This is a genomic window from Psychromonas sp. MME2, from assembly GCF_040566515.1.
Classification (GTDB): domain Bacteria; phylum Pseudomonadota; class Gammaproteobacteria; order Enterobacterales; family Psychromonadaceae; genus Psychromonas.
In genome coordinates, this window is the sequence record NZ_JBEWXI010000007.1 from 219,516 (window position 1) to 244,624 (window position 25,109).

The 25,109-nt window shown below is 39.1% G+C and carries 21 protein-coding genes and 1 pseudogene; 19 read left to right on the forward strand and 3 right to left on the reverse strand.

The window, feature by feature from the left end; translation table 11 throughout:
* The first annotated feature begins 32 nt into the window (after window positions 1-32).
* The 16 genes from proB (at window position 33) to AB1A03_RS08150 (ending at window position 16,362) form a co-directional block, all read left to right on the forward strand.
* On the forward strand, window positions 33-1,148 hold the full coding sequence (proB, locus tag AB1A03_RS08075; protein ID WP_354624194.1) for a glutamate 5-kinase: 1,116 nt from the start codon (window positions 33-35) through the stop codon (window positions 1,146-1,148).
* Window positions 1,149-1,166: 18 nt separating this feature from the next.
* On the forward strand, window positions 1,167-2,414 hold the full coding sequence (locus tag AB1A03_RS08080; protein ID WP_354624155.1) for a glutamate-5-semialdehyde dehydrogenase: 1,248 nt from the start codon (window positions 1,167-1,169) through the stop codon (window positions 2,412-2,414).
* Between the two features lie 257 nt (window positions 2,415-2,671).
* Window positions 2,672-3,145 carry a prepilin-type N-terminal cleavage/methylation domain-containing protein gene (locus tag AB1A03_RS08085; RefSeq protein WP_354624156.1) on the forward strand — a complete coding sequence of 158 codons (474 nt, stop codon included), beginning with the start codon at window positions 2,672-2,674 and terminating at the stop codon, window positions 3,143-3,145.
* 82 nt (window positions 3,146-3,227) lie between these two features.
* Complete coding sequence (locus AB1A03_RS08090; RefSeq protein ID WP_354624157.1) at window positions 3,228-3,668, forward strand: prepilin-type N-terminal cleavage/methylation domain-containing protein; 441 nt, start codon at window positions 3,228-3,230, stop codon at window positions 3,666-3,668.
* A 167-nt stretch (window positions 3,669-3,835) separates the two neighbouring features.
* Window positions 3,836-4,342 carry a pilus assembly FimT family protein gene (locus AB1A03_RS08095; protein WP_354624158.1) on the forward strand — a complete coding sequence of 169 codons (507 nt, stop codon included), beginning with the start codon at window positions 3,836-3,838 and terminating at the stop codon, window positions 4,340-4,342.
* A complete protein-coding gene (locus tag AB1A03_RS08100) occupies window positions 4,335-4,943 on the forward strand; it encodes a prepilin-type N-terminal cleavage/methylation domain-containing protein (protein WP_354624159.1) in 609 nt (202 codons plus the stop codon). Before AB1A03_RS08095 ends, AB1A03_RS08100 begins: the two co-directional genes overlap by 8 nt.
* Window positions 4,943-5,677, forward strand: a complete 735-nt coding sequence (locus AB1A03_RS08105; RefSeq protein ID WP_354624160.1) for a prepilin-type N-terminal cleavage/methylation domain-containing protein — start codon at window positions 4,943-4,945, stop codon at window positions 5,675-5,677. Before AB1A03_RS08100 ends, AB1A03_RS08105 begins: the two co-directional genes overlap by 1 nt.
* A 36-nt stretch (window positions 5,678-5,713) precedes the next feature.
* Window positions 5,714-6,124 (forward strand): hypothetical protein, encoded by a 411-nt coding sequence (locus tag AB1A03_RS08110; RefSeq protein ID WP_354624161.1) that lies wholly within the window; start codon window positions 5,714-5,716, stop codon window positions 6,122-6,124.
* Entirely contained in the window at window positions 6,121-8,343 is a 2,223-nt protein-coding gene (locus AB1A03_RS08115) for a DUF6701 domain-containing protein (protein WP_354624162.1), read from the forward strand. The genes AB1A03_RS08110 and AB1A03_RS08115 overlap by 4 nt, the downstream gene beginning before the upstream one ends.
* A 19-nt stretch (window positions 8,344-8,362) precedes the next feature.
* Window positions 8,363-9,493, forward strand: coding sequence for a DUF6701 domain-containing protein (locus AB1A03_RS08120; protein ID WP_354624163.1), 1,131 nt, complete (start codon window positions 8,363-8,365; stop codon window positions 9,491-9,493).
* 156 nt (window positions 9,494-9,649) lie between these two features.
* On the forward strand, window positions 9,650-10,276 hold the full coding sequence (locus AB1A03_RS08125; RefSeq protein WP_354624164.1) for an aminotransferase class V-fold PLP-dependent enzyme: 627 nt from the start codon (window positions 9,650-9,652) through the stop codon (window positions 10,274-10,276).
* Window positions 10,277-10,302: 26 nt separating this feature from the next.
* Complete coding sequence (locus AB1A03_RS08130) at window positions 10,303-10,563, forward strand: aminotransferase class V-fold PLP-dependent enzyme (protein WP_354624195.1); 261 nt, start codon at window positions 10,303-10,305, stop codon at window positions 10,561-10,563.
* 66 nt (window positions 10,564-10,629) lie between these two features.
* Window positions 10,630-11,058, forward strand: coding sequence for an aminotransferase class V-fold PLP-dependent enzyme (locus AB1A03_RS08135; RefSeq protein WP_354624165.1), 429 nt, complete (start codon window positions 10,630-10,632; stop codon window positions 11,056-11,058).
* A gap of 130 nt (window positions 11,059-11,188) precedes the next feature.
* Window positions 11,189-12,121 (forward strand): transporter substrate-binding domain-containing protein, encoded by a 933-nt coding sequence (locus tag AB1A03_RS08140; protein ID WP_354624166.1) that lies wholly within the window; start codon window positions 11,189-11,191, stop codon window positions 12,119-12,121.
* Window positions 12,122-14,434 carry a putative bifunctional diguanylate cyclase/phosphodiesterase gene (locus AB1A03_RS08145; RefSeq protein ID WP_354624167.1) on the forward strand — a complete coding sequence of 771 codons (2,313 nt, stop codon included), beginning with the start codon at window positions 12,122-12,124 and terminating at the stop codon, window positions 14,432-14,434. It begins immediately after the preceding gene.
* A 347-nt stretch (window positions 14,435-14,781) separates the two neighbouring features.
* Complete coding sequence (locus AB1A03_RS08150) at window positions 14,782-16,362, forward strand: BCCT family transporter (RefSeq protein WP_354624168.1); 1,581 nt, start codon at window positions 14,782-14,784, stop codon at window positions 16,360-16,362.
* A 53-nt stretch (window positions 16,363-16,415) separates the two neighbouring features.
* Here the strand turns inward: AB1A03_RS08150 and AB1A03_RS08155 are convergent, their stop codons facing one another.
* The 3 genes and pseudogenes from AB1A03_RS08155 to AB1A03_RS08165 form a co-directional block, all read right to left on the reverse strand.
* Window positions 16,416-17,132, reverse strand: coding sequence for a 3'-5' exonuclease (locus AB1A03_RS08155; RefSeq protein WP_354624169.1), 717 nt, complete (start codon window positions 17,130-17,132; stop codon window positions 16,416-16,418).
* Between the two features lie 10 nt (window positions 17,133-17,142).
* Window positions 17,143-19,021: pseudogene (locus tag AB1A03_RS08160) on the reverse strand (DUF294 nucleotidyltransferase-like domain-containing protein).
* Between the two features lie 140 nt (window positions 19,022-19,161).
* Window positions 19,162-20,097 (reverse strand): helix-turn-helix domain-containing protein, encoded by a 936-nt coding sequence (locus AB1A03_RS08165; RefSeq protein WP_354624170.1) that lies wholly within the window; start codon window positions 20,095-20,097, stop codon window positions 19,162-19,164.
* Between the two features lie 312 nt (window positions 20,098-20,409).
* Between AB1A03_RS08165 and AB1A03_RS08170 the strand changes: the two genes are divergently transcribed.
* The 3 genes from AB1A03_RS08170 to AB1A03_RS08180 all read left to right on the forward strand — a co-directional run bounded on the left by AB1A03_RS08170 (window position 20,410) and on the right by AB1A03_RS08180 (window position 25,107).
* Window positions 20,410-21,825 carry a GH1 family beta-glucosidase gene (locus tag AB1A03_RS08170; protein WP_354624172.1) on the forward strand — a complete coding sequence of 472 codons (1,416 nt, stop codon included), beginning with the start codon at window positions 20,410-20,412 and terminating at the stop codon, window positions 21,823-21,825.
* Between the two features lie 607 nt (window positions 21,826-22,432).
* The gene (locus tag AB1A03_RS08175) at window positions 22,433-24,079 is read left to right on the forward strand and encodes an ABC transporter substrate-binding protein (protein WP_354624174.1); all 1,647 of its coding nucleotides are present in this window, start codon (window positions 22,433-22,435) and stop codon (window positions 24,077-24,079) included.
* Window positions 24,080-24,132: 53 nt separating this feature from the next.
* A complete protein-coding gene (locus AB1A03_RS08180; protein ID WP_354624175.1) occupies window positions 24,133-25,107 on the forward strand; it encodes an ABC transporter permease in 975 nt (324 codons plus the stop codon).
* Window positions 25,108-25,109: the final 2 nt, after the last annotated feature.

A 25,109-nucleotide genomic window follows, 5' to 3' on the forward strand; every position in this document is an offset into this window, starting at 1 on the left:
AGGGGGATTTTTTACGTCTAATTTAAAATGAAATAAACATGAAAATCAATACAAAGACGATAGTGGTAAAGTTGGGGACCAGTGTGCTGACCAGTGGCACTGCAAAATTGGACCGTGCTCATATGGTTGAGATAGTCCGTCAGTGTGCACATCTGCAGCAGCAAGGGCATCAAATGATAGTTGTTACTTCTGGTGCTATTGCAGCTGGCAAAGAGCATTTAAATATGCCCGGTATCGCACCGACGATCGCCAATAAGCAAATGCTTGCGGCGGTTGGGCAAGGGCAATTAGTACGAGAATGGGAAAATCTATTTAAAATTTATGGTCTGCATGTTGGGCAGATGCTACTGACGCGTGCTGACTTAGATGACCACTCTCGATATTTAAATGCACGAGATACGATTAAAACACTACTCAAACACCGCATTATTCCCTTAGTGAATGAGAATGATGCGGTTGCAACTAGTGAGATTAAAGTCGGTGACAATGATAACCTTTCTGCATTAGTTGCATTACTAGCTGATGCGGATCAACTACTGTTATTGACTGATCAAGCTGGATTATTTGATGCTGATCCGCGTAGTAATCCCGATGCAAAGTTATTGCCAGAAATCGCCATTATTACCGATGAAATACATGCTTTAGCGGGAGGCAGCGTCAGTGGTTTAGGGACAGGCGGCATGACCACTAAGATTGAGTCGGCGACGGTGGCGCATCGTGGTGGTATTGAAGTTATTATTGCATCTGGACATAAAAAAGATGTGATTATTGATGCCGTTAATAATGTACCCGTAGGTACCCGTTTTGTAACACAGAATTGCCGCTTAGAAGCGCGTAAAAATTGGATTCATGCCGGTTCTCGGGCCGCGGGCAGTATTCTTGTTGATGACGGTGCCCAAAAGGCGATTATAGAGTCTGGCAGTAGTTTATTAGCCAAAGGTATTACTAAGGTATCAGGTAGTTTCCAACGAGGGGAGGTCGTTTCTATTCGCGCTCAATCGGGCACTGAAATAGCCCGTGGGATCGTTCGTTATAAATGTATTGATGTCGATAAAATAAAAGGCTTACATTCGGATCAAATTGAAGCCTGTTTAGGGTTTGAACATGGTCGAGTGGTCATTCATCGTGATGATTTAGTCCTGTTATAAATTAATAAAGGAATGCAAATGAATTTACAAAAGATGGGTAAAGCAGCACAACAAGCAAGTTATGAACTTGCTATTACCGACAGTAAGAAAAAGAATGCGGCGTTAGAGGCTATTGCCCAGGCGCTGCAAGCAAATCAAGCAAAAATAGTTGCCGCGAATCAAGAAGATATTCAAGCTGGTGTTGAGGCCGGTTTAAGCGCTGCGCTATTGGATCGTTTACTACTTGATGAAACGCGTTTAGCTGGGATCATTGCCGATTTGCGCAGTGTGATTCAGCTCGATGATCCTGTGGGAGAAGAGTTTGATAGTAAATTACTAGAAAACGGATTAAAACTGAGCAAGCGTCGTGTACCTGTGGGTGTGATTGGTGTTATTTATGAAGCGCGTCCTAATGTAACCATTGATATTGCCGCGCTCTGTTTAAAAACAGGCAATGCTGCGATTTTACGTGGTGGTAAAGAGACAATCCGCTCTAATATGGTGTTAGTTGAAGTGATTCAAATGGCTCTGCAAGCAAGTGGCTTACCTAAAACAGCGGTACAATACATTGAAAATACTGACCGCGCTTTGGTTTCTGAATTACTTAAAATGGACAACTACGTGGATATGATCATTCCTCGCGGTAATTCGGGGTTACAACAATTTTGTAAAGAGAACAGTACCATACCGGTGATTATTGGTGGGATTGGCATTTGTCATCTATTTGTTGAACAAAGTGCCGATTTAGATAAAGCATTACTGCTTGTTGAAAATGCCAAGGTACAGCGTCCAAGTGTGTGTAATGCTTTAGATACACTCTTAGTCGAAGCGTCCATCGCGGATCTATTTTTACCTAAATTAGCTGCACATTTACAACCATTAGGTGTGACGTTAGTTGCCGACCAACAGGCAAAAATTATTTTAGGTGACAATGCACAAGCAGCCCAAGAAGGCGATTTCTCTCGTGAATGGTTGTCGTTACATCTGGGCGTTAAAGTTGTTGCTGATTTGAGTCAAGCATTAGTACATATTCGCGAACATAGTTCACAACATTCTGACGGTATTTTGACGAATGATTTCACACTTGCCAATCAGTTTGTTAATGCCGTTAATTCTTCTGCGGTATATGTTAATGCGAGCACACGTTTTACCGATGGTAGTCAATTTGGTCTAGGTGCTGAAGTGGCTGTTTCGACGCAAAAATTACATGCGCGTGGACCAATGGGGTTAAAAGAGCTGACGACCTATAAGTGGATTGGTATTGGTGATTATTTAATACGTCAATAAAGGCATATTTTTTATCGGGTTTGTTATGTTGGCATGATTAATGCAATAAAATTCATTGGTCTAGTTGTTTTATAGCAAGCTATTCCGCCTCTATTTCGACAAAGCATGCAAATGAGATACCTTTGTTATTGAATAGCTAGATTGTGATGCGATATAAAATATGTATCACAAATTATTTATCTGCAACATTAAGTAAGCTAGTAAATGGTTCATTAATCATTAAAATAGCAAGCATTATTATTAAACATTAAGGCATTATGATGAAAAAACAGGCTGGTTTTACATTAATCGAATTGGTTATTGTAATTATTATTTTAGGTATTTTAGCCGCTACGGCAGTGCCTAAATTTATTAACTTACAAAGTGATGCTCGTGCATCTGCGCTTGACGGCGTGAAGGGCGCTTTAGAAGGGGCTGCAAGTATCGTTTATTCTAAGGCGGCGATAGACGGCCTTGATAAAATAGATAGTACGACGCTTAATTCACCAAACGGTGATATTGCAATTGTCTACGGTTACCCTAGCACCACGTCGGTAGCGCTGAGCACTGCAGCTAATTTAGACTCAACGGATTGGATTATTAATGGCTCAGCTGGCGCCCTAGGTAGCTCAGCAACTATCTATTCAAAAGGCACGGTATCTGGTTCAACCGCAACTTGTCAGGTTACTTATACACTTGCCAACACAAGTGATGCACGACCAACTATCACTGTTGATGCGACGGGTTGTTAATTATTTAATAATATATATTACTCATTACATGATGCACTCCTCTTGAGACTGCATTGGTTTATTTCTAATAAAAAGGTTTACCATGAAAAAGCAAACGGGTTTTACATTAATTGAATTAGTCATTGTCATTATTATTCTTGGCATTTTAGCGGCAACGGCAGTGCCAAAATTTATTAACCTACAAAGCGATGCGCGAGAGGCTGCATTAGGTGGGGTAAAAGGTGCATTGGAAGGGGCGGCAACCATCGTTTACTCAAAGGCGGCAATTGATGGGATTGAAAATGCATCCTCAGGCACTGTTGATGGGATCGCAATCGTTAATGGTTATCCTGCCGCTACTGAAGACGCACTGGGTACCGCTGCTAATTTAGATTCTGCTGATTGGACTATTTCTGTTAGCGGAAGCGCGGCTCTTATTTTCTCAGCAGATGTATCAGGTTCACCTTCAACTTGTTTGGTGAGATACACCCAATCCGCTGGCAGTGGTGCTCGACCAACGATTACCGTTGTTCCTGGTTGTTAATCGTTAAAGTATAAAAGAACATATTTTACTATCGATACAATGCCGTTCACCGAGAGCGGCATTTTTTTATTTGTTACTTTGTTAAAAAGTGACGCTTAGCGATACAATCGTTGCAAAGCCATTTATACTTTCTCCATCTCACCCTGTTTTTTAGGTAGCCTTTAACAATGATATTAGCTAATAAATCAATTACATCTGCAAAGGGATTTACCCTCATTGAATTGGTGATCGTAATTATTGTGTTAGGGTTATTGGCTGCAACCGCAGTACCGCGATTTATTGGTAAATCGAGTTTTGAAGATTACACCGTACAAGATCAGTTAATCGCACGATTACGTTTAGTACAGTTACAAAACATGAATGCAGATCCTAGCCCTAACGCCACGCGTAATGCTTGTTATTGGGTGGTGGTAACTGCGGATTGTTTTTATAATACACACACAGCCAGAGAAAATGGCCTCTGTAAAACACCTCCCTCCGCAAATAGTAATACTTGTAATAGTGATAGTTACGATGATCGCCATATTGTTACTTATTCGAACGGTATGTTAAGTGCTGATAATTACACCTTTGGTCAACATGGGAAACCGATTGCGGGGCCGTCATTTATTCCTCTAAATGGTGATAATCATCGTAGTATATCAATTGAGTCAGAGGGCTATATACATGAATAAGCGTCCCTTCTGTGAGCAAAGAGTTCGAGGCTTTACCTTGGTAGAGTTGGTCATTGGCATGGTGGTTTTGGCGATTGCTATGCTTAGCATGAATACGATGTTAACCTCGCAAAGTAAAGATGCACTCGAGCCACTCTATCGTTTGCGTGCTGCACAACTTGGGCAAAGCATTTTGCAAGATATATTAGCACGCTCCTTTGATCAAAATTCCGATCCTAATGGCGGTTATTTTCGTTGTGGTGAAATATGGCGCAATGGTGATTTGTGGTATGACGCTAATAGTAAAACGTGGGTTGATATTTCACCGCAACAAGCTGTGCCCTGTACTAATCCCGCTGATTATGGGCCAGATAGTGGTGAAGATCCCGATAATCATAGCCACTATAATGATGTCGATGATTTTATTGAGGTGAATTTTGTCAGCGTCGTAAACTATGGTGATGCCTTGGATCAACCCTATGCGACAGAGTACACAAACTACTTGGTGAAAATTGCCGTTACGCCTTATATAAATTCAACGGCAATGAAGTTAATTGAAGTGACTATTCGCACACCAAGCGGAGAAGAGATTTTATTTTCGGCGTTGAAGGGAAATTACTAATGCGAGGTAAAATGAAAGGGGGGGCTATTATCCACCGGGGCTTTACGTTAGTCGAGTTAGTTGTTGTTATTGTGTTGTTATCCCTATTGGGGATAATGACCAGCACTTACATCAGCACCGGTGTGGATATTTACACGGACAATGCCGAACGAGATGAATCTTTAAATAGTGTACGGTTCGTGATGGAGCGTTTACGTAGAGAAGTTGCTAATGCATTGCCAAATAGCGCATTAACTGATGCCAGTGGCCAATGTTTAACTTTTACACCGATTATCACAAGCACTATTTACAATGATAACTTTCCTATTTTTCCCGTAATTGCAAATAGAGGTACGATTGCGCCAATAAATAGCGATATGGTTAATGTGAAAGCGGTTGTTTATCTATTATCTGCGAGTGAATTAAGTAGCAGTAAGGTGCAAACTATCGGGCAATATACGGCCGGAGAGTCTCAGGTGACTTTTCCCAGTGCGATCAGTTTTCCTTTTTCTTCTCCGGCTAAACGGGTCTATTTTATTAATGATAGTGTGAGCTACTGTTTTAGTGGGAATAACATTAATCGTCGTGTTAATAGTGGTGCAGATCAATTAATGGCTGAGAATGTCACTGGTTTTTTTCAAGTAAGCGAGGCGACGTTACAGCGAAACGGTTTAGTATTAGCAACCTTTACCATGGATTTTGATGGTAAAGCAGCATCTGTCCTACAAACACTAGCCATCAATAATGTTCCCTAGTGAGCTTAATATACATATAGATTTAATGAGGTTTTTGTGAAAAAACAAATGGGTAGCGCAATTATTCTGGCAATATTTATTGTCATTATCATCTCTTTACTTGGGGCTAGTTTAGTCTCATTACAGCGTGATAATGCCAAGGGAACGAGTTATGAAATTTATGCAACGCGTGCTTATATGGCGGCATACTCAGCCTCCGAATTGGCTCTGCTTGAGCTATTTCCATTAGGGATGAGTGACTCTGTCGCAACTTGTAATAATGTTAGCGAAAAACCAGTTTTACCCAGTGGCAATGTTGGTTTTCATGGCTGTAGTGTAGATATTGCCTGTACTTTGCCTATTTCAGCAGGTGTGGCTACGCGTTATCAGATAGTGAGCACTGCTGTGTGTCAAACAAACGAAATTAATACACGCCGACAAATTACGGTGGAGGCAACGGGGCTATGATGCGTTTTAGTTATCTACTTTTATTGGTGCTTTGTTTTTATCCCGCGCTCTCTGTTGATGCTTGGAGTTGGAGGCCTACTGCAAAACCTACACCTACACCCACATCATTTTGTGATGCGCCGCCAGATATTAGCACCTATATTCGTATTGATGGCAATTTAACCGTGCCAAGCGGTACAACTTTAGTAAATAATTATTATGTGACCGGAAATTTGACGCTTGCGGAAACGAGTGGCAATCGTATTACTAGGATAGATGGAAACGTTTATGTTTTGGGGGATCTTAAGCTAAATAAAAAATCAGAAATTACTGGCTCTGCCTATGTACACGGGAGTGTTGATAAAGAAAATAATGGTAATACAGTCATTATTGGAGATATTTGTGAAAACATGCCCATTGATCTTCCCGTTGATGAATTAATTGGGCAATGTAACGAAATCTTTTCAGATGCAGCGCAGAGTTTTACCGAAAATAGTAGATTAACCATGTGGAATGATTCTAACATTGTTGATGATAGCACTAGTTTTAAGTTTACAACCCTTCAAGGAGGAGACTCCAATTGTCAAGGAAGTAAATGTTCTGTAAATGGTGGAAAATCTACGCCTTTGTCACCTTTCTATATCCCGACAATTCAAGGGCAGCACATTGAAGCGGTGCAATGGAAGACACCTTCTCATTTGACGCTAGGCGCATCTGTTGATGGTATAACTAATGGTATTTATAAGGGAATTATTTTTGGTGATTTAAAAGTGAATGCGAACAACGTTGAAAATGGAGCAAGTATCACTTTTTTAAAGCAAAATGACGCTATTGATCGCCCATATATGATCAATACTCTTACCTTAGAGGATTCTAAAGCCTCTGTGACTTTTAATTCTGGTGTTTATGCTATTAATAATTTCAATGCGCAAGGAGGGGGGACAATAAATATTGCAGGAGATGGTGAAGTTTATCTTTTTATTCAAAACCCCAGTAATATGCAATTTAAGGTTAATTCGCTTCCCGATAAGCTGCATATTATTTTAAATAAAACCGTCCAATTTAATAGTAATGCTCAAATACCCGCTTCGATTTACGTTAATGGTGACTTACAACTTGATAATAGCGTAAAAATTACCGGTAGAGTCTCTGCAAAAAATTTAACGATGACAGGTAACGCCGAGATTATTAATACAGAAGTTTGTGATAGCCCACCTCCCACTGATTTATATGCCTTCACTTTTGCTGGTACACAAAGCACAGCAATAAGCTGTGAACCTCACCCCGTTAAAATCCAAGTCTTGCTCGGGAATAGCATTGACACCAGTTACGCGAAGCAGGTTACGTTAAAAACCCGTACAGATTTTGGTGATTGGCGCATTGCTGACGCGAATGGCAGTTTAGACAATGGTATTCCCGGCGATGGCGTGGCCAGCTACCTATTTTCGACTGCTGATAATGGTGAAATAACGCTTTTTTTGGATCACAAGCAAACGGGGGATGTCACTATCAGCGTTGCAAATAGTGATGCGACTGCCAGCTTCGATATTAATTTTGGCAGTGCGATCATTAAAAGCGAATTTCATTGTCATAAGCCGCCAATCGCAGATAATTGTATTCCTACTGCTAATCGCCCCTTTTATTTAACGTTAACGGCACTGAAAGTGAATCCGGCAGACTCCAAATGTATCAATTATAACCCTTCTGCCATCTCTTTTTGGTCGGAATATCGTAATCCAACTGCGCCTGTTGGTCTCTCGGTTGAGGTTGCGGAAAATGCCATTTCTAAGGACCCACTCACGCCGACTGCAATTACTATTCCTTTTAGTGGTGGTGTTGCAACTGTCTCTACTAACTACCCCGATGCTGGTGAAATAGCTGTGCATGTTAGTGATGTTGATGATGCCGCTATGCAAAGTGCAGCCGTTACTATTGTTAATCCCTATCAACTAATGATTGATACGGTCACCGAACAGCCACGTAATGTCGACTCGACTCGAGATGTCTCTGATGAAGGATTTATTCGAGCAAGCGTGCCTAATTATGCAGATTTAACGGTAGATACCTTTAATGTCACGGTGAACGCGCTTAAGTACTGTGATGATGAGACAACAAATAAGAACTGCAAAGGTGAAGCCAATTATCAGAATAAAACACCGAGTTTTGCTAATGATATAACTTTAGATCCTTCTTGTTTTCCCGACTTCAGCTTCTGCAGCGCAAGGGACGCTGTACTCTGAAAATGGATTAACGAAGCCAATGCAACTATCAGATAAAGGCAGTGTAACCTATCATGATTTAGCGTTTGATGAAGTGGGGACATTAGGATTAATGGCTAATAGTGATAATTATATTGCTAACGGAAACTCCATTTCCACTGTTGATGTAAAAGAGATCGGGCGCTTTTATCCCGATTATTTGGCTTTTACAGCGGATAGTTATCATAGTGAGCCTGTTTGTAGTGCGAACGATTTTGCCTATATGGGGCAACCTGACGCCTTAGTTGTTAGTTATCAATTGGCGGCATTTGCACAAACACATAGCGGTAACGAAGCTAAAATAACGCGTAATTACGATGCTAATTATACGTATCCAGTGGCGACATCTTTTCAACATTTTGCCTACGATTCTAACGGAACTGAGCTGATTGGCTTTAAAGACAACCCTTATTTTAACCGAATATTTTCGAATAACTCCTATGATCCGAATCTTTGGAATCAGGGGGTATATAATCCGCTATCTAGCAGTATGCAAAAGTTTAGTCTCGGTTTAAAAAGAACAGTCGATAGCACTAATAAGATCGTACCTGATGGCCCATTTAGCAATGGCAACGAAGTAGGCTATCGTATTGAGCTTACAGGCACTGATGGTGAAAAATTACAAACTGGCTTATCTCAATTTTGCGCTGATGACAGATGTGAAATCGGCAAGTTAAATGATTTAATGTACGGGCGTTTACAAGCGGGAAATGGTTACGGCAGTGAATTTCAAGCGATTCGCACTAATGTACGAACGACCTATTTTAATGGCGTAGATTTTGCGCCTATGTACCGGGATCAATGTACGACAATAGGCAACGATGATATTAGTAGTGTTCCGATAAAAGACACAAATAATGAAATAATAGTCGGTAGTGGCAAAACGCAACTAAATGTCATCAATACAAGCTTAATTAATGGGCTTAGCTATTTTGATTTTTCAGCGCCTAATTCGCCAGGGAAATTAGATTATTTTATTGATTTAAAAGACATTGCTCCATGGCTATTGGATAGCAGCAATGCTGTTTTCTGTCCTGCAACTGGCGAACAAAATTGTGTGGCGGGACAGGTACAGTTTGGCCTATACCGAGGTAATGAGCGCATTATTTACCGTTTACAAACCTTTAATTAAAAAGCTGCTTAGCACATCGTATTTTGCTAAATTAAAAACATTTACTAGGTTACAATTTGCTATTGCTAACATTTTTACATAAAAAGTAAATTTGTAGTCAAATTTTAATTTTTTCATACTACGCTTTAGTGTGAACTCAATAAAAAGGAATTTGTCATGAGCAATAGGTCATCGAGTATTATGTCAATTAACCGCCGAGATTTTCTTAAAAAAACATCAGGGTTGGCGCTAGCAGGCGTGAGTGCCGCGCTAATCAATGATAAATTGCAGGCTGCACCTATAGATGATTACAGCGGCTACGCTCATGATAAACATGACGATAAGAAATTTTGGCATAAAGTTAGTCAAGAGTTTATCCTCGATAAAAATACGGTCTACCTAAATACGGGGACAACAGGATCAATGCCGAAAAATGTCCTTAGAGAGTATCATCGTAATAACAATATCGTCGCTAGTAATCCATGGGATATGCAAAATAAATTTTCAACTTGGCCCTATGTAACCAATATGGTTACTGCTATAGCCCCTGGATTTGGTGCGGATGCAAATGAAATAGTACTTTCTCGAAATACCACCGATGGCATGTGCACCATACTTAATGGTTTGCATTTTGAAGCGGGGGATGTCATTTTAACAACGCACCATGAGCATGTTGCAGCCGTTTCTCCCTTTGATGTGATAAGTAAACGTTTTGCTGTCGAAGTCGTTTATCTTGAAATTCCGGTGTATACCGATAAACCGATCAGTGCACAACAGTTTGTCGATGTGTTCAAAAAGCGGTAGAGGAATATGGACAGCGTGTACGTTTAATTTCATTTTCACATGTTACCTATAAAACAGGTACCACCTTACCCGCTAAACGTATTTGTAAAGAAGTTGCTATCCCCAATAATATTCCAACGTTGATTGATGGTGCGCATACTATTGGCATGTTGAATCTTGATTTTCATGATATTGATTGTGATTTTTATAGTGGCTCAGGTCATAAGTGGCAATGTGGAGCAGGGGCTACGGGTATTTTATATGTACGGGATAATGCCAGCCGTTTAGATGAATATTGGTCTGATTGACAAAACCCACTCTGGTTTATCAACTCTTCTTTATCTCATGCTTCTTACCTTGGTACACAATTACAATTGCAATATATTGGTAACGATAATTATCCAGCTAAACAAGCATTAACCGATGCATGTTTAATGTGGGATCAAATAGGCCGAGATAAAATAGAGAAACGGGTATTATCTTTAAGTCATTTGTGTAAAGTGCAGTTACACCGAGCCTTCCCATTAGCCCATTTATATGCACCGACCTCGGAAGACTTATCCAGTGCCATGAGCACTATTAATCCCTTTGCGGATCAGCATGATGAACAATTGTTAATATTATTTAGAGATCGTTTACGAGATGAGTATGGGTATGTGATCCGCACGACAAGTTTTAAAGTTAGAATAGATGATCCCTTAGATACGCATGCACTTCGTATTTCAACACATCTATTCAACAATGAAAAGGAGATTGCTGGGCTGGTTGATGCAATGCAAAATGTTTATCAAGCGATCATTTGAATTTACAAAAAAGTGTAACTTTTTTTGGTAAGTTATTAAAAACAAATGTATTTTACTCTATTTTTTGCCATTTTTATGTCACGTTGTTTGTCTTTACTGTACTTCTATGAGCTGAGTAAAAGGAAAGATAATGTTAAATAAAAGGGTGTATCTAACTGTATTGAAAATAATGGGTTACTGTTGTCTGTTGCTTATTAGCCAACCTACCCTTGCCTATGATCTTAAGGAGGTAAAAGAGGCGGGGGTACTTAGGCATATTGGCATACCCTATGCGAATTTTGTGATTCAATATACGCAGGGAGAGATCACTGTCCATGAGGGGTTGGATGTCGAACTCATGCAGGGGTTTGCAGAATGTTTAGGCGTTAAATATCAATTTGTTAGTGCATCATGGAATGATGTTTTCGGCAAATTAAACGGCCAAAATGCCAGCTATATAGATAAAAAAATAGTACTCGGTAAGCGGGTGGCTATACAAGGTGATGTAATTTCTAGTGGGGTCACGATCCTGCCATGGCGAACTCAACTCGTTGATTTTTCTGATGTCTATTTTCCCTCTGAAGTTTGGCTAGTTGCCCGAGCAGACTCTGATTTAAAACCCATTAAACCGTCGGGTTCAATAAGTGTTGATATCGAAAAAGTAAAATTACTGCTTACTGGGCGGCAAGTATTAGCATTGAAACAATCTTGTCTTGATGCGGATCTTTATAATTTAGAGGAAACTGGGGCGAATATTGTATTGCCTGTAAAAGAACGAAAATTAAATGAAATGGTACCTGCTATTTTGAATAATGATGCAGAGAGTACGCTACTTGATCTGCCTGATTCGCTTATCGCATTGCAAAAATGGCCGGGGGAAATAAAAGTCATTGGCCCGATATCAGAACAGCAGAGCATGGCGGTGGCCTTTCGTAAGGGATCTCCAGAATTGAGAAAAGCGTTTAATCGCTATTTTAAAATGATTCAATTCGATGGTAGCTATAATCAATTAGTAGAAAAATATTATCCGAATGTCTTTTATTTCTATAATGATTTTTTTGTAACAACAGAAAAAGATAAGTAAATGATGAAAAAAGCCAAATGGTTTAATAATAAATTCGTAATTCTCTTTGGAGCTTGTTTGCTGACCGCTTACCTTGCATTAATTTTAACGGTAACTAATTTAGGTCAAAGTAAACTTAAGCAGTCAAAGATTAATGAGTTACACCTCAAAGTGAGCCACTATGTAAAAACGCTCGATTTTATTTTTGCAATTAGTAAAAATAATATTGATGATTTAGGGGATGATAAAACGGTTAGTACCTTTTTTGCCAATCGAAGTTCTGGAATGTCGATGGAATATGGACTGGGATCGAGCTTAATAAATGTGCAAAGATTGCTCACCTTGTTCGTTTTAAATAGCCAAATTGACGATTATAAAATATTTCAACGTGTTGTTTTAGCTGATTTTTCTAAACAGGTTATTGTTGATAGCGATCCTGATGAAAATTTTGATAGTAATCCGATTCCATTTGCCCAAATGCAGCATCAAGAAGCGAAAATTTTACTTGTAGAGGCACCTTCAGGTTTAAAAATTCAATTTTTAAGGACGATATTTCAGCAAAAAAAAGCGGTTGGGTTACTTATTGCAGACCTCAACATGAAAATAATCGTAGAGCAACTTAGTATCCAAGAGCATGCAGAGAGCCATAGCCGTTTACAACTCTCCTCATCAAGTGGCATGTCCCTATTAATCTGGGATTCCATTCTATCTGACAATAAAGGTGATGCAGAAGTTGCTGAGGAGTTAGCACAAAGCATTTATATTGAACGACCAATTACAGGAATAAAACTGGTTTTAAAGACGTGGTTTGAACCCGTCTATGACCGAGAACTATTTACTTCATCGCAATTTGTTGTCGCTATATCACTACTTGCCATTCCGGTTCTTTTTGGTCTCTTTTATTTAATAAAAATAGATAAAAGTAACACCATATTAAAAACTCAAATCGATGTCTCATCTAAAGAGAGATATAAATTACGCAAACAGAATTTTTTATTAGAAAGCGAAATTAAAAAACGCAAAAGTTCAGAGCAAGAGCTGGCTTATCAAGCAACTCACGATGGCTTAACTGGGTTGGTAAATAGAAATTTTAGTATTACTTTTTTAACACAAGCAATCCAACAATCACAGCGACATCAGACTGAAATCTTAGTGATGTTTATCGACTTAGATAACTTTAAACAAATTAATGACACATTAGGGCATATAACTGGGGACGAGATACTTAAAATTACTAGCGCTCGCTTGCTTAATGCAGTACGTAAAACAGATGTTGTTGCTCGATTAGGGGGAGACGAGTTTTTACTTATTATTCCTTCTCTGCTTCATAGTGATGGTGCGACACTCCTCGCCACACAAATTCTTAATATTTTTACTGAACCCTTTAAAGTCAATGACCATGAATTCTTTACTACAACGAGTATCGGTATGGCCATTTATCCTAGGGACGGAAAAGATCCTCAAACATTGCTTAAAAATGCCGATATGGCGGTCTACAGAGTGAAAGATTCTGGTCGAAATGGTTTTAGTTTTTACGATGCAAGTTTGAATAATTCCTTACAGCGGAGCTTATTATTAGATAGCCGGTTACGGTTAGCAATTAACCAGAATGTTATTGAGATGTACTATCAACCTATTATTGATCTGAAGAGTCGAAAAATTATTGCAGCCGAGGCATTAATGCGTTGGAATGATCCTCAGTTAGGATTTGTCTCTCCCGATGAATTTATCGCGCTGGCTGAAAGAAATGGGTTGATTCATCAGTTGGGGGACTTAGCACTCACTCAAGCTTGTTATCACGCGGGGTCATGGCAATCTATTCGGGCAATAGATATTGCCGTTAACTTTTCCAGTGTACAATTTCGCTATTGCCATGAATTGTTAACAAAAATTGAAGCGGCATTAAAAGAGAGTCAGCTGCCCGCCAATAAGCTAACCATTGAGTTAACTGAAAGTTTGTTAGTGAATCACAATAAGGAACTAAGTGAATTGCTCGGTAAGCTTGATCAACGTGGTATCGCACTTTCAATTGACGATTTTGGTACAGGTTATTCTGCATTGAGTTATTTACAACGCTTTCCATTTTCTAAATTAAAAATTGATAAGGCTTTTGTTAATAACTTACAAAGTAATCCCGCAGATAAATCCCTAGTTAAAGCAATAATTGCAATGGCTAAAGCGCTCAATTTACAGGTGATAGCGGAAGGGGTAGAAGATAATTATCAAGCGAATCTGTTAACGGAGATGCAATGTGATTATGGACAAGGTTATCTATTTAGCAAAGCCGTTCCTGCAGATGAGTTTAAACAATTATTAATGAACGACTGCCAATAAATTGATTAATTATAAGGCGTTATCACCACTTTTATAAATTTTTTTCGCAAATTAAGCGACAAAAATGTTAGGGTAATTAGGGGCTGAGAACCTTTCTTATTCGAATTTGTTCAATTTGAAAGTATACCGAGCAACATAGACTAGGATGCTTTTAGATGAACCCATTAAGGTATGCATCTTTTTGCACTTTTTACTGCGTTATCGCCTGGTTATGTACAATCGTGACAGTAAAGGCTTTAACTTGCATTGAGTATGTGCAAATAGTTGATAAAACGAATATTAAAGTTCTGCGGTCCCTCGTTATACTAAATGCACCAACAGGGCGAAAGTGCTCTAAATGAGGATGAATGAGTTTAAATAAGGATAAATATAGTATAGATAATACCGATTATACTGTCGGTCAGGATAATATTCAAAAATGGGGATTTGATATCCACAATACCGTTTTTGGTATTAGTGCGGGTTTAATTATTATTTTTTTAATTGCAATTTTAGTAATTGATCCTCAAACATCCAAGGCCTTTTTAGATGGGACAAAATGGCAGATTATAGGCGCATTTGACAGTTTGTTTATGTGGTCTGCTAATATTTTTGTACTCTTCTGCCTGGCATTAATATTCTCCCCCTATGGTAAAATTCGTTTGGGTGGTGACGATGCCAAAACGGATCATTCAAGACTTTCTTGGATAGCAATGCTTTTTGCTGCAGGAATGGGGATTGGGTTGATGTTTTGGGGGGTAGCTGAACCTTTAGCCTATTTTACAGGCTGGTATGAAACGCCACTTAATGTCGCTGCAAATACACCAGAAGCAGCCAAATTAGCATTAGGTGCAACGATGTTCCACTGGGGGTTACATCCATGGGCTATTTATGGTGTGGTCGCGCTATCATTATCTTTCTTTGCATATAATAAAGGATTACCGCTTTCGATTCGGTCAGTATTTTATCCTTTATTGGGAGATCGTACTTGGGGCTGGGCTGGACACATCATTGATATTTTAGCGGTATTGGCAACACTATTTGGTCTTGCTACCTCTTTAGGTTTAGGGGCGCAACAAGCCGCTGGTGGTTTTCAACATGTATTTGGTATTGATGCAGATCTTTCCTTACAAGTAACCATTATTGCAGTCGTTACCTGCATTGCCATTATATCGGTCGTACGTGGTATTGATGGTGGTGTGAAAGTAATCAGTAATATCAATATGTTGCTTGCTTTTGTCTTGCTTGTTTTTGTGGCTTTAGTGACCTTTGCTATTTCTATGGGAACCATTCCAACAACGGTGATGGGGTATATCGAGAATATTATTCCGTTAAGTAATCCCGTCGGTCGCGAAGATGAAGCTTGGATGCATGGTTGGACTGTATTTTATTGGGCATGGTGGATTTCATGGTCACCATTCGTAGGTATGTTTATTGCTCGTATCTCTCGTGGAAGAACTGTTCGTGAATTTCTTACTGCGGTATTAATTATTCCAACTGTTGTCACTGTTTTATGGATGTCCATTTTTGGTGGTGTGGCGATTGATCAAGTTATCAATCAAGTTGGAACATTAGGAAGTGCAGGCTTAACGGAAGTTCCATTGGCGATGTTCCAGATGTTCGATGCACTGCCATTGGGCAATATTTTATCAATCTTAGCGATTGTATTAGTATTGGTTTTCTTTATTACCTCTTCTGATTCGGGATCATTGGTTATCGACAGTATTACAGCTGGTGGAAAACTCGATGCACCTGTGCCACAACGTGTTTTTTGGGCTACAACCGAAGGCGCTATTGCGGCCGTTTTACTTTGGGTTGGTGGTACAGAAGCAATTCAGGCTTTGCAAGCGGGGGCTATTTCGACGGCGCTACCCTTTACTATTGTTCTATTAGCGATGTGTGTTAGTTTGCTAATGGGAATGCGTACGGAAAAGCATAATCGTAGCTAATCATCACTTTGATGTTATTAAAAAACCGATGCGTAGTTCATCGGTTTTTTTATTTATAACCACAGTTTTTTGATCGCAGTATCGGTGCTGTAATGATACTTTATTTGCGCCTGAAATAGCTCTGCAGTAGCAATTGCATCGGTTAGTGCATTGTGAGGAGAGTAGGATGGTAAGTTGTAGCGGATACGACTATTGGCAAGCCGAATTGAACCTGGTTGCTTTCTCTTAATCCAATTAATAATCCCCCTTGACGCTGCACGCTGTATGTTATCTTCAATTTGCATGGTATCAATCACAGGAAAGCTGATCCCTTCATTAATCAAACTGCGCAAAGCTTGATCGAGAAAATTACGTTCAATATGGCGATAATGTACCACCACCACTTTACCCGCTAACTCATTTAAAAGTTGTTCTAAAATGCGTAGTAAATCAGGTGCACCCTGTAAATCAGAGTGGGTGATACCATGGATAATCACGGAGTTTTCTTGTAACTTATCCTCTGGATTGATATACCATTTTTGGGCTTTACGGCAATAAATACGTTGTAAATCAAAAGGGACAAGCCCAATGCTAATGATGCTATTTTGTTGGGCATCCAAGCCAGTTGTTTCAAAATCTAATGCCACAAATTCAATATCACTTAATGGTGTTTCATCGTGGTAGGTAGCGACATTATAGAAATGTTGTAAACGAGGATCGATACTGTTTCGTGCCTGTAGTTGTAGATAAGCAGACCAGTTTAAAATTTCATGGTTATGAAAATTTTTCATCTCTTCAGCCTTAAAATTTATTGCCACTAAAACGGTATTTCAAGAAATTTTGCGCATTACTTAACACTAAAAAAGCATCTTTAAGGTTGCGTCTTTCAAAGTCAGACATATTTTCTGGTTCGATATTATTGTCTGGTTCGATATTGGATTCGACATCGAGTGCTTGATGGCGCAAACGAACCAACGAAAGAAGTTCCATTGCATGCTTGAGATCTTCAGCCTTTGATTTAGGAAGAATACCGGCTTTCGATAATATCCTCTAAGCGGTCAAATGAGTTTTGTGATGAGGAACCAATTGACAATGCATGAACACGTACAAGGTCAGCAAGTGGAGCGGTACCACGACGTTTCAAGTTAATTGAGTTATTATGGCGGCCATCTTTTTCCATCACAAAATCTTTAAAGAAACCCAGAGGAGGAGTCCGATTTCGTGCATTGTGTGCTAGGCAAGCTAAAAAGCGGTTATTTTTTTTAGCACGGCGCAGAATAAAGGCATTTAATTGCTCGGCCCATTTGACGCGGCCATAGACGCCTGCAAGATCAAAAAAAATGGAGCAATTAAGCAACGCTTGCGGGTTCGGATTATCTATCCAGTCGGCAAAACAATTTTCCCATTCTGAGTGAGTTTTACGAAATTCTGGATTACTTGCCATAATATTACCAGTGCAGTAGCTGTAGCCACAGGAGGCGAGCCCATCACAGACGAAATTGGCTAACTTTTCAAAGTAATCATTATGCAATTCTGCTTGATAAGCATTATCTAGGATAATCGCATTATCTTGATCCGTGACAATTAACTGCTCATCCCTAGCCATTGAACCTAAGGCTAAGAAGCAGTAGGGGATAGGTGGTGGGCCGAATTTTTCTTCTGCCAACTCTAGTAAACGTTGTTTAAAACTACGCCCAATTTCTGACATCGCCCGGCCTATCATATGTGAATTTGCATCTTCATTAACCATGCGTACAAAACAGCCCTTCAATTGCCCTGATAGTAAGGCTAAATCTTCACTATTTTTTTGTTGAAATATGCTGCTAACAAATAACAAACTATTTTGTGATTCGTAACGGATAATATCCGCAACTTCAATGAGACCAATCGGTTTTTTATTTTTAAGAATAGGTAGGTGGTGAACGTTGTAACGCAACATTAACAGCATCGCTTCGAAGATATAAGCATTATGGTCTAAAGAAATTAGCTCAGTAGACATTACCTGTGAGATAGGATTATTTACATCTAGCCCCACAGCGATGACTTTTGCACAAAGGTCATGCTCGGTAATAATGCCGACAAAACTGCTGCTTTGATCATCTTTGATATCCGGATCGTTAATTAAGAGGGCGGAAACATTCTCTTCAGCCATGATTTGGGCAACAGCCTGAATAGCGCTGCTGCAGGGCAAAATAAGCGGTGCTTGGGTGACCAAGGTTTTAACTTTTGAAGTGGTTAGTGCATTGGCATCATCACTTTTACTTTCAACAGCTTGTTTTAAACGGGTGCTGTCCTCTATTTCAACAAAATCTGCAAAATCTTCATAGCGTTCGCATAATTCATTAAAGATAGTGCCTGGAATGCAATATAAAAGCGTATCTTTGACCGCTTTTGCCGGAAAGCGAACTTTATTATTAGTCAGTAAGCCCATTTGTCCGAACAGTTTACCTTGGTCAAGACGATTATAAAGATCCCCATTACGGCGATAAATTTCCACAACACCACTGCGAATCATATACAGTTCCTGAATTTTATCAGTAAAAGTAAGAATGGTGCTATCTGCACGATAATAGGATATTTCGACACTTTGCGATATTTCGCGTAACGCCTCTTCTGGAAGTTGGTCAAAGGGGGCGTGTCGACCAATAAAATCTTGAATTTCTAGTAGTTCGATTTCCATTATTTACTCTATATTTAGTTGTCTTTATTTCAAAATGTTTGTAAAAGGAGCGTTTTTATTTTGTAGAACAAATACTCGCCGTATGTGAAGGCATTTTTTCAACATAATAAAAAATGGTTTTAACTTTGCTTCTTCAATTTTTATTGATTTTCTAACGCATTCTGTTGCATTTGCTGCTCATGTTGCGCTTTGATTTTTTTTCTAAAGCGACTCGGGGAGCAACCGAAATATTTTGCAAAACGATGGGTGAAATTATAAGGATCTTTATAGCCTAAACGATGTGCAATCATAGTGACGGTCCAATCATTATAATTAAGTAAGTTGGCGGCTTTATCCATACGCAATTGAATAAGTTTTGCACGAGGAGAAAGGCCAAAGAGAGACTTACAGATACGATTAAACTGTTCTTCACTAATGTAGCAATTCTGTGCCATCGCTTTTACCGTCCAAGTTAAATGAAGTTGACTTTCTACATCATTAAATAATGCCTGCACGCGCGCAACTGAACGAGATGATTTTGTTTCAAAACCGGTTAACAAACGGCACACTTCACTTACTAATAATCGCCTAAAACTGGGGCGTCCGCCAATTTCATAATGAATTAAATTCATTAAAGACCAAATTTGTTCACAATGATTAAATGGTAAAATTTTCTGGCCTATCGTTTCGACAAACTGCCATTTTGCGGTTGGGTTAGGTAGAAACCATACCATTTTCCATTCATTATCTACTGGATTTATTTCAAAGCGGAAAGGGGTATGGGCAGGCAGTATTACCATTGTATAGGGTTCAATAAGTGAGATGCTATTGTTGGTGGTTAATATGCCGCCTCCTTTGAGTGTAAATAAGATGGTATGTACATTAACACCATCTCTCTCCACTTGATAACCATCTTTTAAATCAGCCATACCTGCCATGAAAATATCATCTTGCGCTAATTCAGGAATGTCTGAATGGGTTAAAAATCGCTCCTTGCATGCCTCAGATAAAAAGACATAATCAACCCATATCGATTTCGGTGTCATTTTACTTATGACGGATTTACACAGCTTTTCTCTATTTTTGCACATGTTCATTTGTTCACTACCATTTTATAGTTTGTGTTATATAAAAGGATGCTGATGACTAATAAAAATTACGCTAATCACTGTTACAAATCAATGTAAATAGTGTTTTTCGTTCTCTTTTTTAGACGTTAGAGGTAGGACGTAATGGTTTTTGTTTTGGTGATTAAATTATTACTAATGATGATCAATATAATCATGAATTAATCCCTTTTGTGGGAATCGCACCTAAAATTGATGCAGCTTAGCGAGAATGCGGCGGCATAAAAAGTACCATCACAAAAACTGAGTTAATTAATATAATTGCGAATACTGAGGTGTTACATGGCATTTAAAGATGATTTTATATGGGGAGCAGCTGCTGCAAGTTACCAGATCGAAGGCAGCACGCAATTTATTGATGGTTGTGCGGAATCTGTTTGGGATATGTGCTGCCGTAAAGAAGGCTTTGTAAAAGGTGGTAATACAGGATTTATTGCATGCGATCATTACAATCGTTTTAAAGATGATGTAGCGATTATGAGTGAAATGTCACTGCAGGCTTATCGATTGAGCATCATGTGGCCAAGAGTCATACCGCAAGGTGTGGGAAAGGTCAATGCACAAGGCTTAGATTATTATGACCGTTTAATTGATGAATTGTTAAGTAAAGGAATCGACCCTTGGGTGACGCTTTTCCATTGGGATTATCCCCTTGCTCTATTTCACAAGGGAGGGTGGCTAAATGATGACTCAAGCGATTGGTTTGCAGACTACACACGCATCATTGTTGAAAAATTATCCGATCGGGTTAGCCATTGGTTTACCTTAAATGAACAAGCGTGTTTTATTGGTCATGGGCATCAAACAGGCATCCATGCACCGGGGCTACAACTCGCGACTAAAGAGGTTAACAAGGCATGGCATAATGCCCTGCTTGCACATGGCAAAGCAGTAAAAATAATAAGGGAAACAGCTAAATTGCCAGCTAAAATAGGAGCTGCACCATGCTTTAGAACGGCAGTGCCATTTAGCCACTCGCCAGAGGATATTGAAGCGGCGCGTCAGCATACTTTTAGTATGTTGGATGATTCAATGTTTAATGCGACCTGGTGGATGGACCCTGCATTTAAAGGTGAATATCCAATGGATGGTTTAACATTATTCGCAGATGATTCTCCCGTTATCAAAGAGGGGGATATGGATATTATTTGCCAGCCATTAGATTTTGTCGGTTTTAACGTCTATTCTTCTACTTTGGTAAAAGCGGGCGAGGATGGTAATCCGGAAGTCGTAGCGTATCCTAATGACCATCCAATGACTTATTTCAAGTGGCCAGTTAGTCCTGAATCACTGCGTTGGGGAACGCAATTTTTGTATGAACGTTATAATAAACCGATTATAGTGACTGAAAATGGGCTAAGCCTCAATGACTGGGTCAGTTTAGATGGTAAAGTACATGATCCAAAGCGGGTTGATTTTTTACACCGTTATCTTTTAGGTGCAAAACAAGCGATTGAAAATGGCACTGATATTATTGGTTATTTCCAATGGTCTATTCTTGATAACTTTGAATGGGCTGAGGGATATGAGCAACGCTTTGGCCTGGTTCATGTCGATTACGCATCACAGAAACGCACCATCAAAGACTCTGGATATTGGTACAAGAGCGTGATTGAATCAAAGGGTGAAAAATTAGGTAACGCTTCGCCACTACAAAATTGGGTCGAGCCTGAGAATTTTAATAAAAATATCAAATAATTTCGCACAATAGTTAATTGTGGTTGCTGTTATCGGGAAACGTAGAGTTTCAGTATAAAAGATGGCACCACAATTTATCCATCTCGATATTTACCAAACATTAAGTAAGCACTTTCTTTTTTGTATTTCTCTTATTTATTTTCAGCTAAGAATCATATAAAAAAGGGAGATATTATGAAAAATTACCGAACGGTTAAATATAACCAACTTTCTTGTGTTGCCCATGCTTTGATATCCAAGCTAGCGTCTAAAAAAATTTTGAGGGACAGTGGTAGGCGTTGTTTTTACTGCGTCGAAATGAATAAGTTAGTCGCTGTTGCTACTTATGACCTAAATAATAACTTTGTTAAATTTTTAATAATTCCATGGAATTTTAGTTACTTATAAGTATCCCACCCGTTACTGAGATTAACAGCTATTAAGGGAAGTGTGATCGAAGTAGCGCTTTATCATTTATCAGGTTGATCCGCTGCATTTGCTAGCATATTATCATTAAAAGAAAGCGCTTTCTCGAGGGTGTGTTTTTATATAGAGAGAATAGTATTTGCTTATACATCAAATAGTGGTCGCTTTCTTACAGTTTTCATAAACTAAAAAGGATTAATTAATGCGTAGTAGTAAAAAAATTTTAGCATCGATCATTTGTGGTCTATTGGTCTCTTCAAATGCCGTTATGGCTGAAGATATTAAACAGGGGGGAACATTAGTTGTTCCTATTATTAATACTGGCTTTGTTGACAATTTCAACCCTTACACAACCGGTGGGTTATATGACGGTGTGTTATTTGAACCATTAATGATGTTTAACAACATGACCGGCAAAGTTGAATATCGTTTAGCAAAATCAGCTGAATATTCAACGGATCTTAAAACTATCACTGTCAAATTGCGTGATGGTTTGAAATGGTCAGATGGCAAGCCATTAACCGCGAAAGATGTGGCATTTAGTTATAATATTACTAAAAGTGCACCTGCATTTGATCAAAAAGCTATCTGGTCAACGGGTAACTTAGAGAGCGTTACTGCTACGGATGGAACTACGATTGTATTTAAATTAAATACAGCCGATTCAACATTTATTTGGGGCTTGCCTAAGTACCATATACTACCTGAGCATATTTGGAGTAAAGTCGCAGCTAAAGATTTAGCAACCTTTACTAATCCAAATCCTGTTGGTAGTGGTCCAATGACTGATATCAAGTATGTTAAAGCACAACAACTTGAAATTTGCCGTAATGCCAATTATTACTTAGAAAACCGTCCTTATATTGATTGTATTACTTTCCGTTCATACAATGATAACTCTCAAATTCAGCCTGCTTTAATGAAAGGTGAAATTGATTGGGGATCAAACTTTATTGCTGATATTGATAATACTTTTATCGCCGCAGATCCTAAAAATAACCATTATTGGTACCCTGCCAATGATGCTATTCATCTTTATGTTAATACCAAAGAGAAACCATTTGATAACCTTGATGTACGTAAAGCGTTATCAATGGCACTTAACCGTGATGAAATTGTTGATATTGCCGCTTATGGTTATCCAACAGCTAACTTTAATGCTGGTGGTATTGGTGAGTTATATGCACCATTCATTAATAAATCTATCTCAGAAAAATATAAGTATCTGACTACCTATAACCCTGAAAAAGCGAAGCAGTTGCTTGACCAAGCCGGCTATAAAGATCTTGATGGTGACGGATTCAGAGATATGGCTGATGGCAAACGCATCGAGTTTGATATCAATGTGGTAAATGGCTGGACTGATTGGATTCAAGTAGTACAGATGGTTACTGAATACTATGAAGAAATCGGTATTAAAGCGAACGTGAAAACGGTCGATTGGGCTGTTTATGATTCAGGCTTAAAAGATAGCAAATATAAAATGTCTATCAACTGGTCGATGGTAGGTACGAATCCGATTGAAGCTTATCAAACTTATTTCTTAACATCTCAAATAGGAAAAAGCTGGCATGCAGGTCATGGTGTGCATTCTCCTAAAATTGATGAGTTGATTAATAGTTTTGGTCTTACTAATGATCCGAAAAAACAGCAAGTTATATTGGATGAATTACAGGAGTTTACTGCTGAAAATCTACCTTTTATCCCGCTGTTTTCAAATGCTACCTGGTTCCAATACAGCACGGCTAAATTTGTCGGTTGGCCAAGTGAGAAAGACCCTTACGTTCAACCTGTTTTTTACAGCGGTGGTAACCGTAACTTGATTATTAACAATCTTCACCTCAAGTAACTTAGATGTAACAAAAGAGCCACTTTGTGGCTCTTTAATTATTGGAACAAATTATGAGTTTTATATTACGCCGACTTAGTTTTTATTTCACAGCCTTCCTGTTAGCAATTTCTTTTAACTTTATGCTACCAAGAATGATGCCTGGTGATCCTATTGACGCAATGTTTGCAGCTGCGCAAGGTAAAATGGATCCAGCTCAAATGGAAGCCGTTAGAGAAATGTATGGTTTTATGGATGGTTCTCTTTTTGATCAGTACATCTCATACATGCAAAGTGTGTTCACTCTGGACCTTGGGCCTTCAGTATTGATGTTTCCTGTTGATGTAACCAAAGTTGTCGGCATGTCGCTGCCTTGGACCATGTTTTTAGCATTAGGCTCATTAATTGTCGCTTTAATTCTTGGTGTCACAATAGGCACTTATGCGTCATATCGTCGTGAAGGATTTTTCGGACAATTTGTGCCACCATTTTTAGCTTTCATTAGTAACTTCCCATATATCGTAACGGCGTTATTACTGTTTTACTTTTTTGGATTACAACTTGAGCTGTTGCCCCTCGCCTATACCTACGATCCAGCTATCGATCCTGGCTTTACTTGGGAATTTATTAGCAGTGTTGCCAAACATGCCGTATTACCAATGGGATCCATGATCGTCGTGGGGATTGCCACCTGGGTATTTAATATGCGTAACGCGATGATCAATGTACTTGGCGAAGATTATGTCACCATGGCCGAGGCAAAAGGATTAAGCAGTTTTCGTGTGATGTATCGCTATGCAGGTCGTAATGCAATATTACCCGTTGCAACAGCTATCGCGATGGCGATTGGATTTTCCTTCGCAGGCTCAATTATGACTGAGGTAGTGTTCAACTACCAAGGCCTTGGAAATATTTTGTTAAAAGGCATCATGGCTCGAGATTACCCGCTTATTCAGGCCATCCTGTTGATTCTTGTTTCTGCTGTTCTAACAGCCAATTTCATAGCGGATCTGCTTTATGTATGGCTTGATCCACGAATTTCTAAATAAGG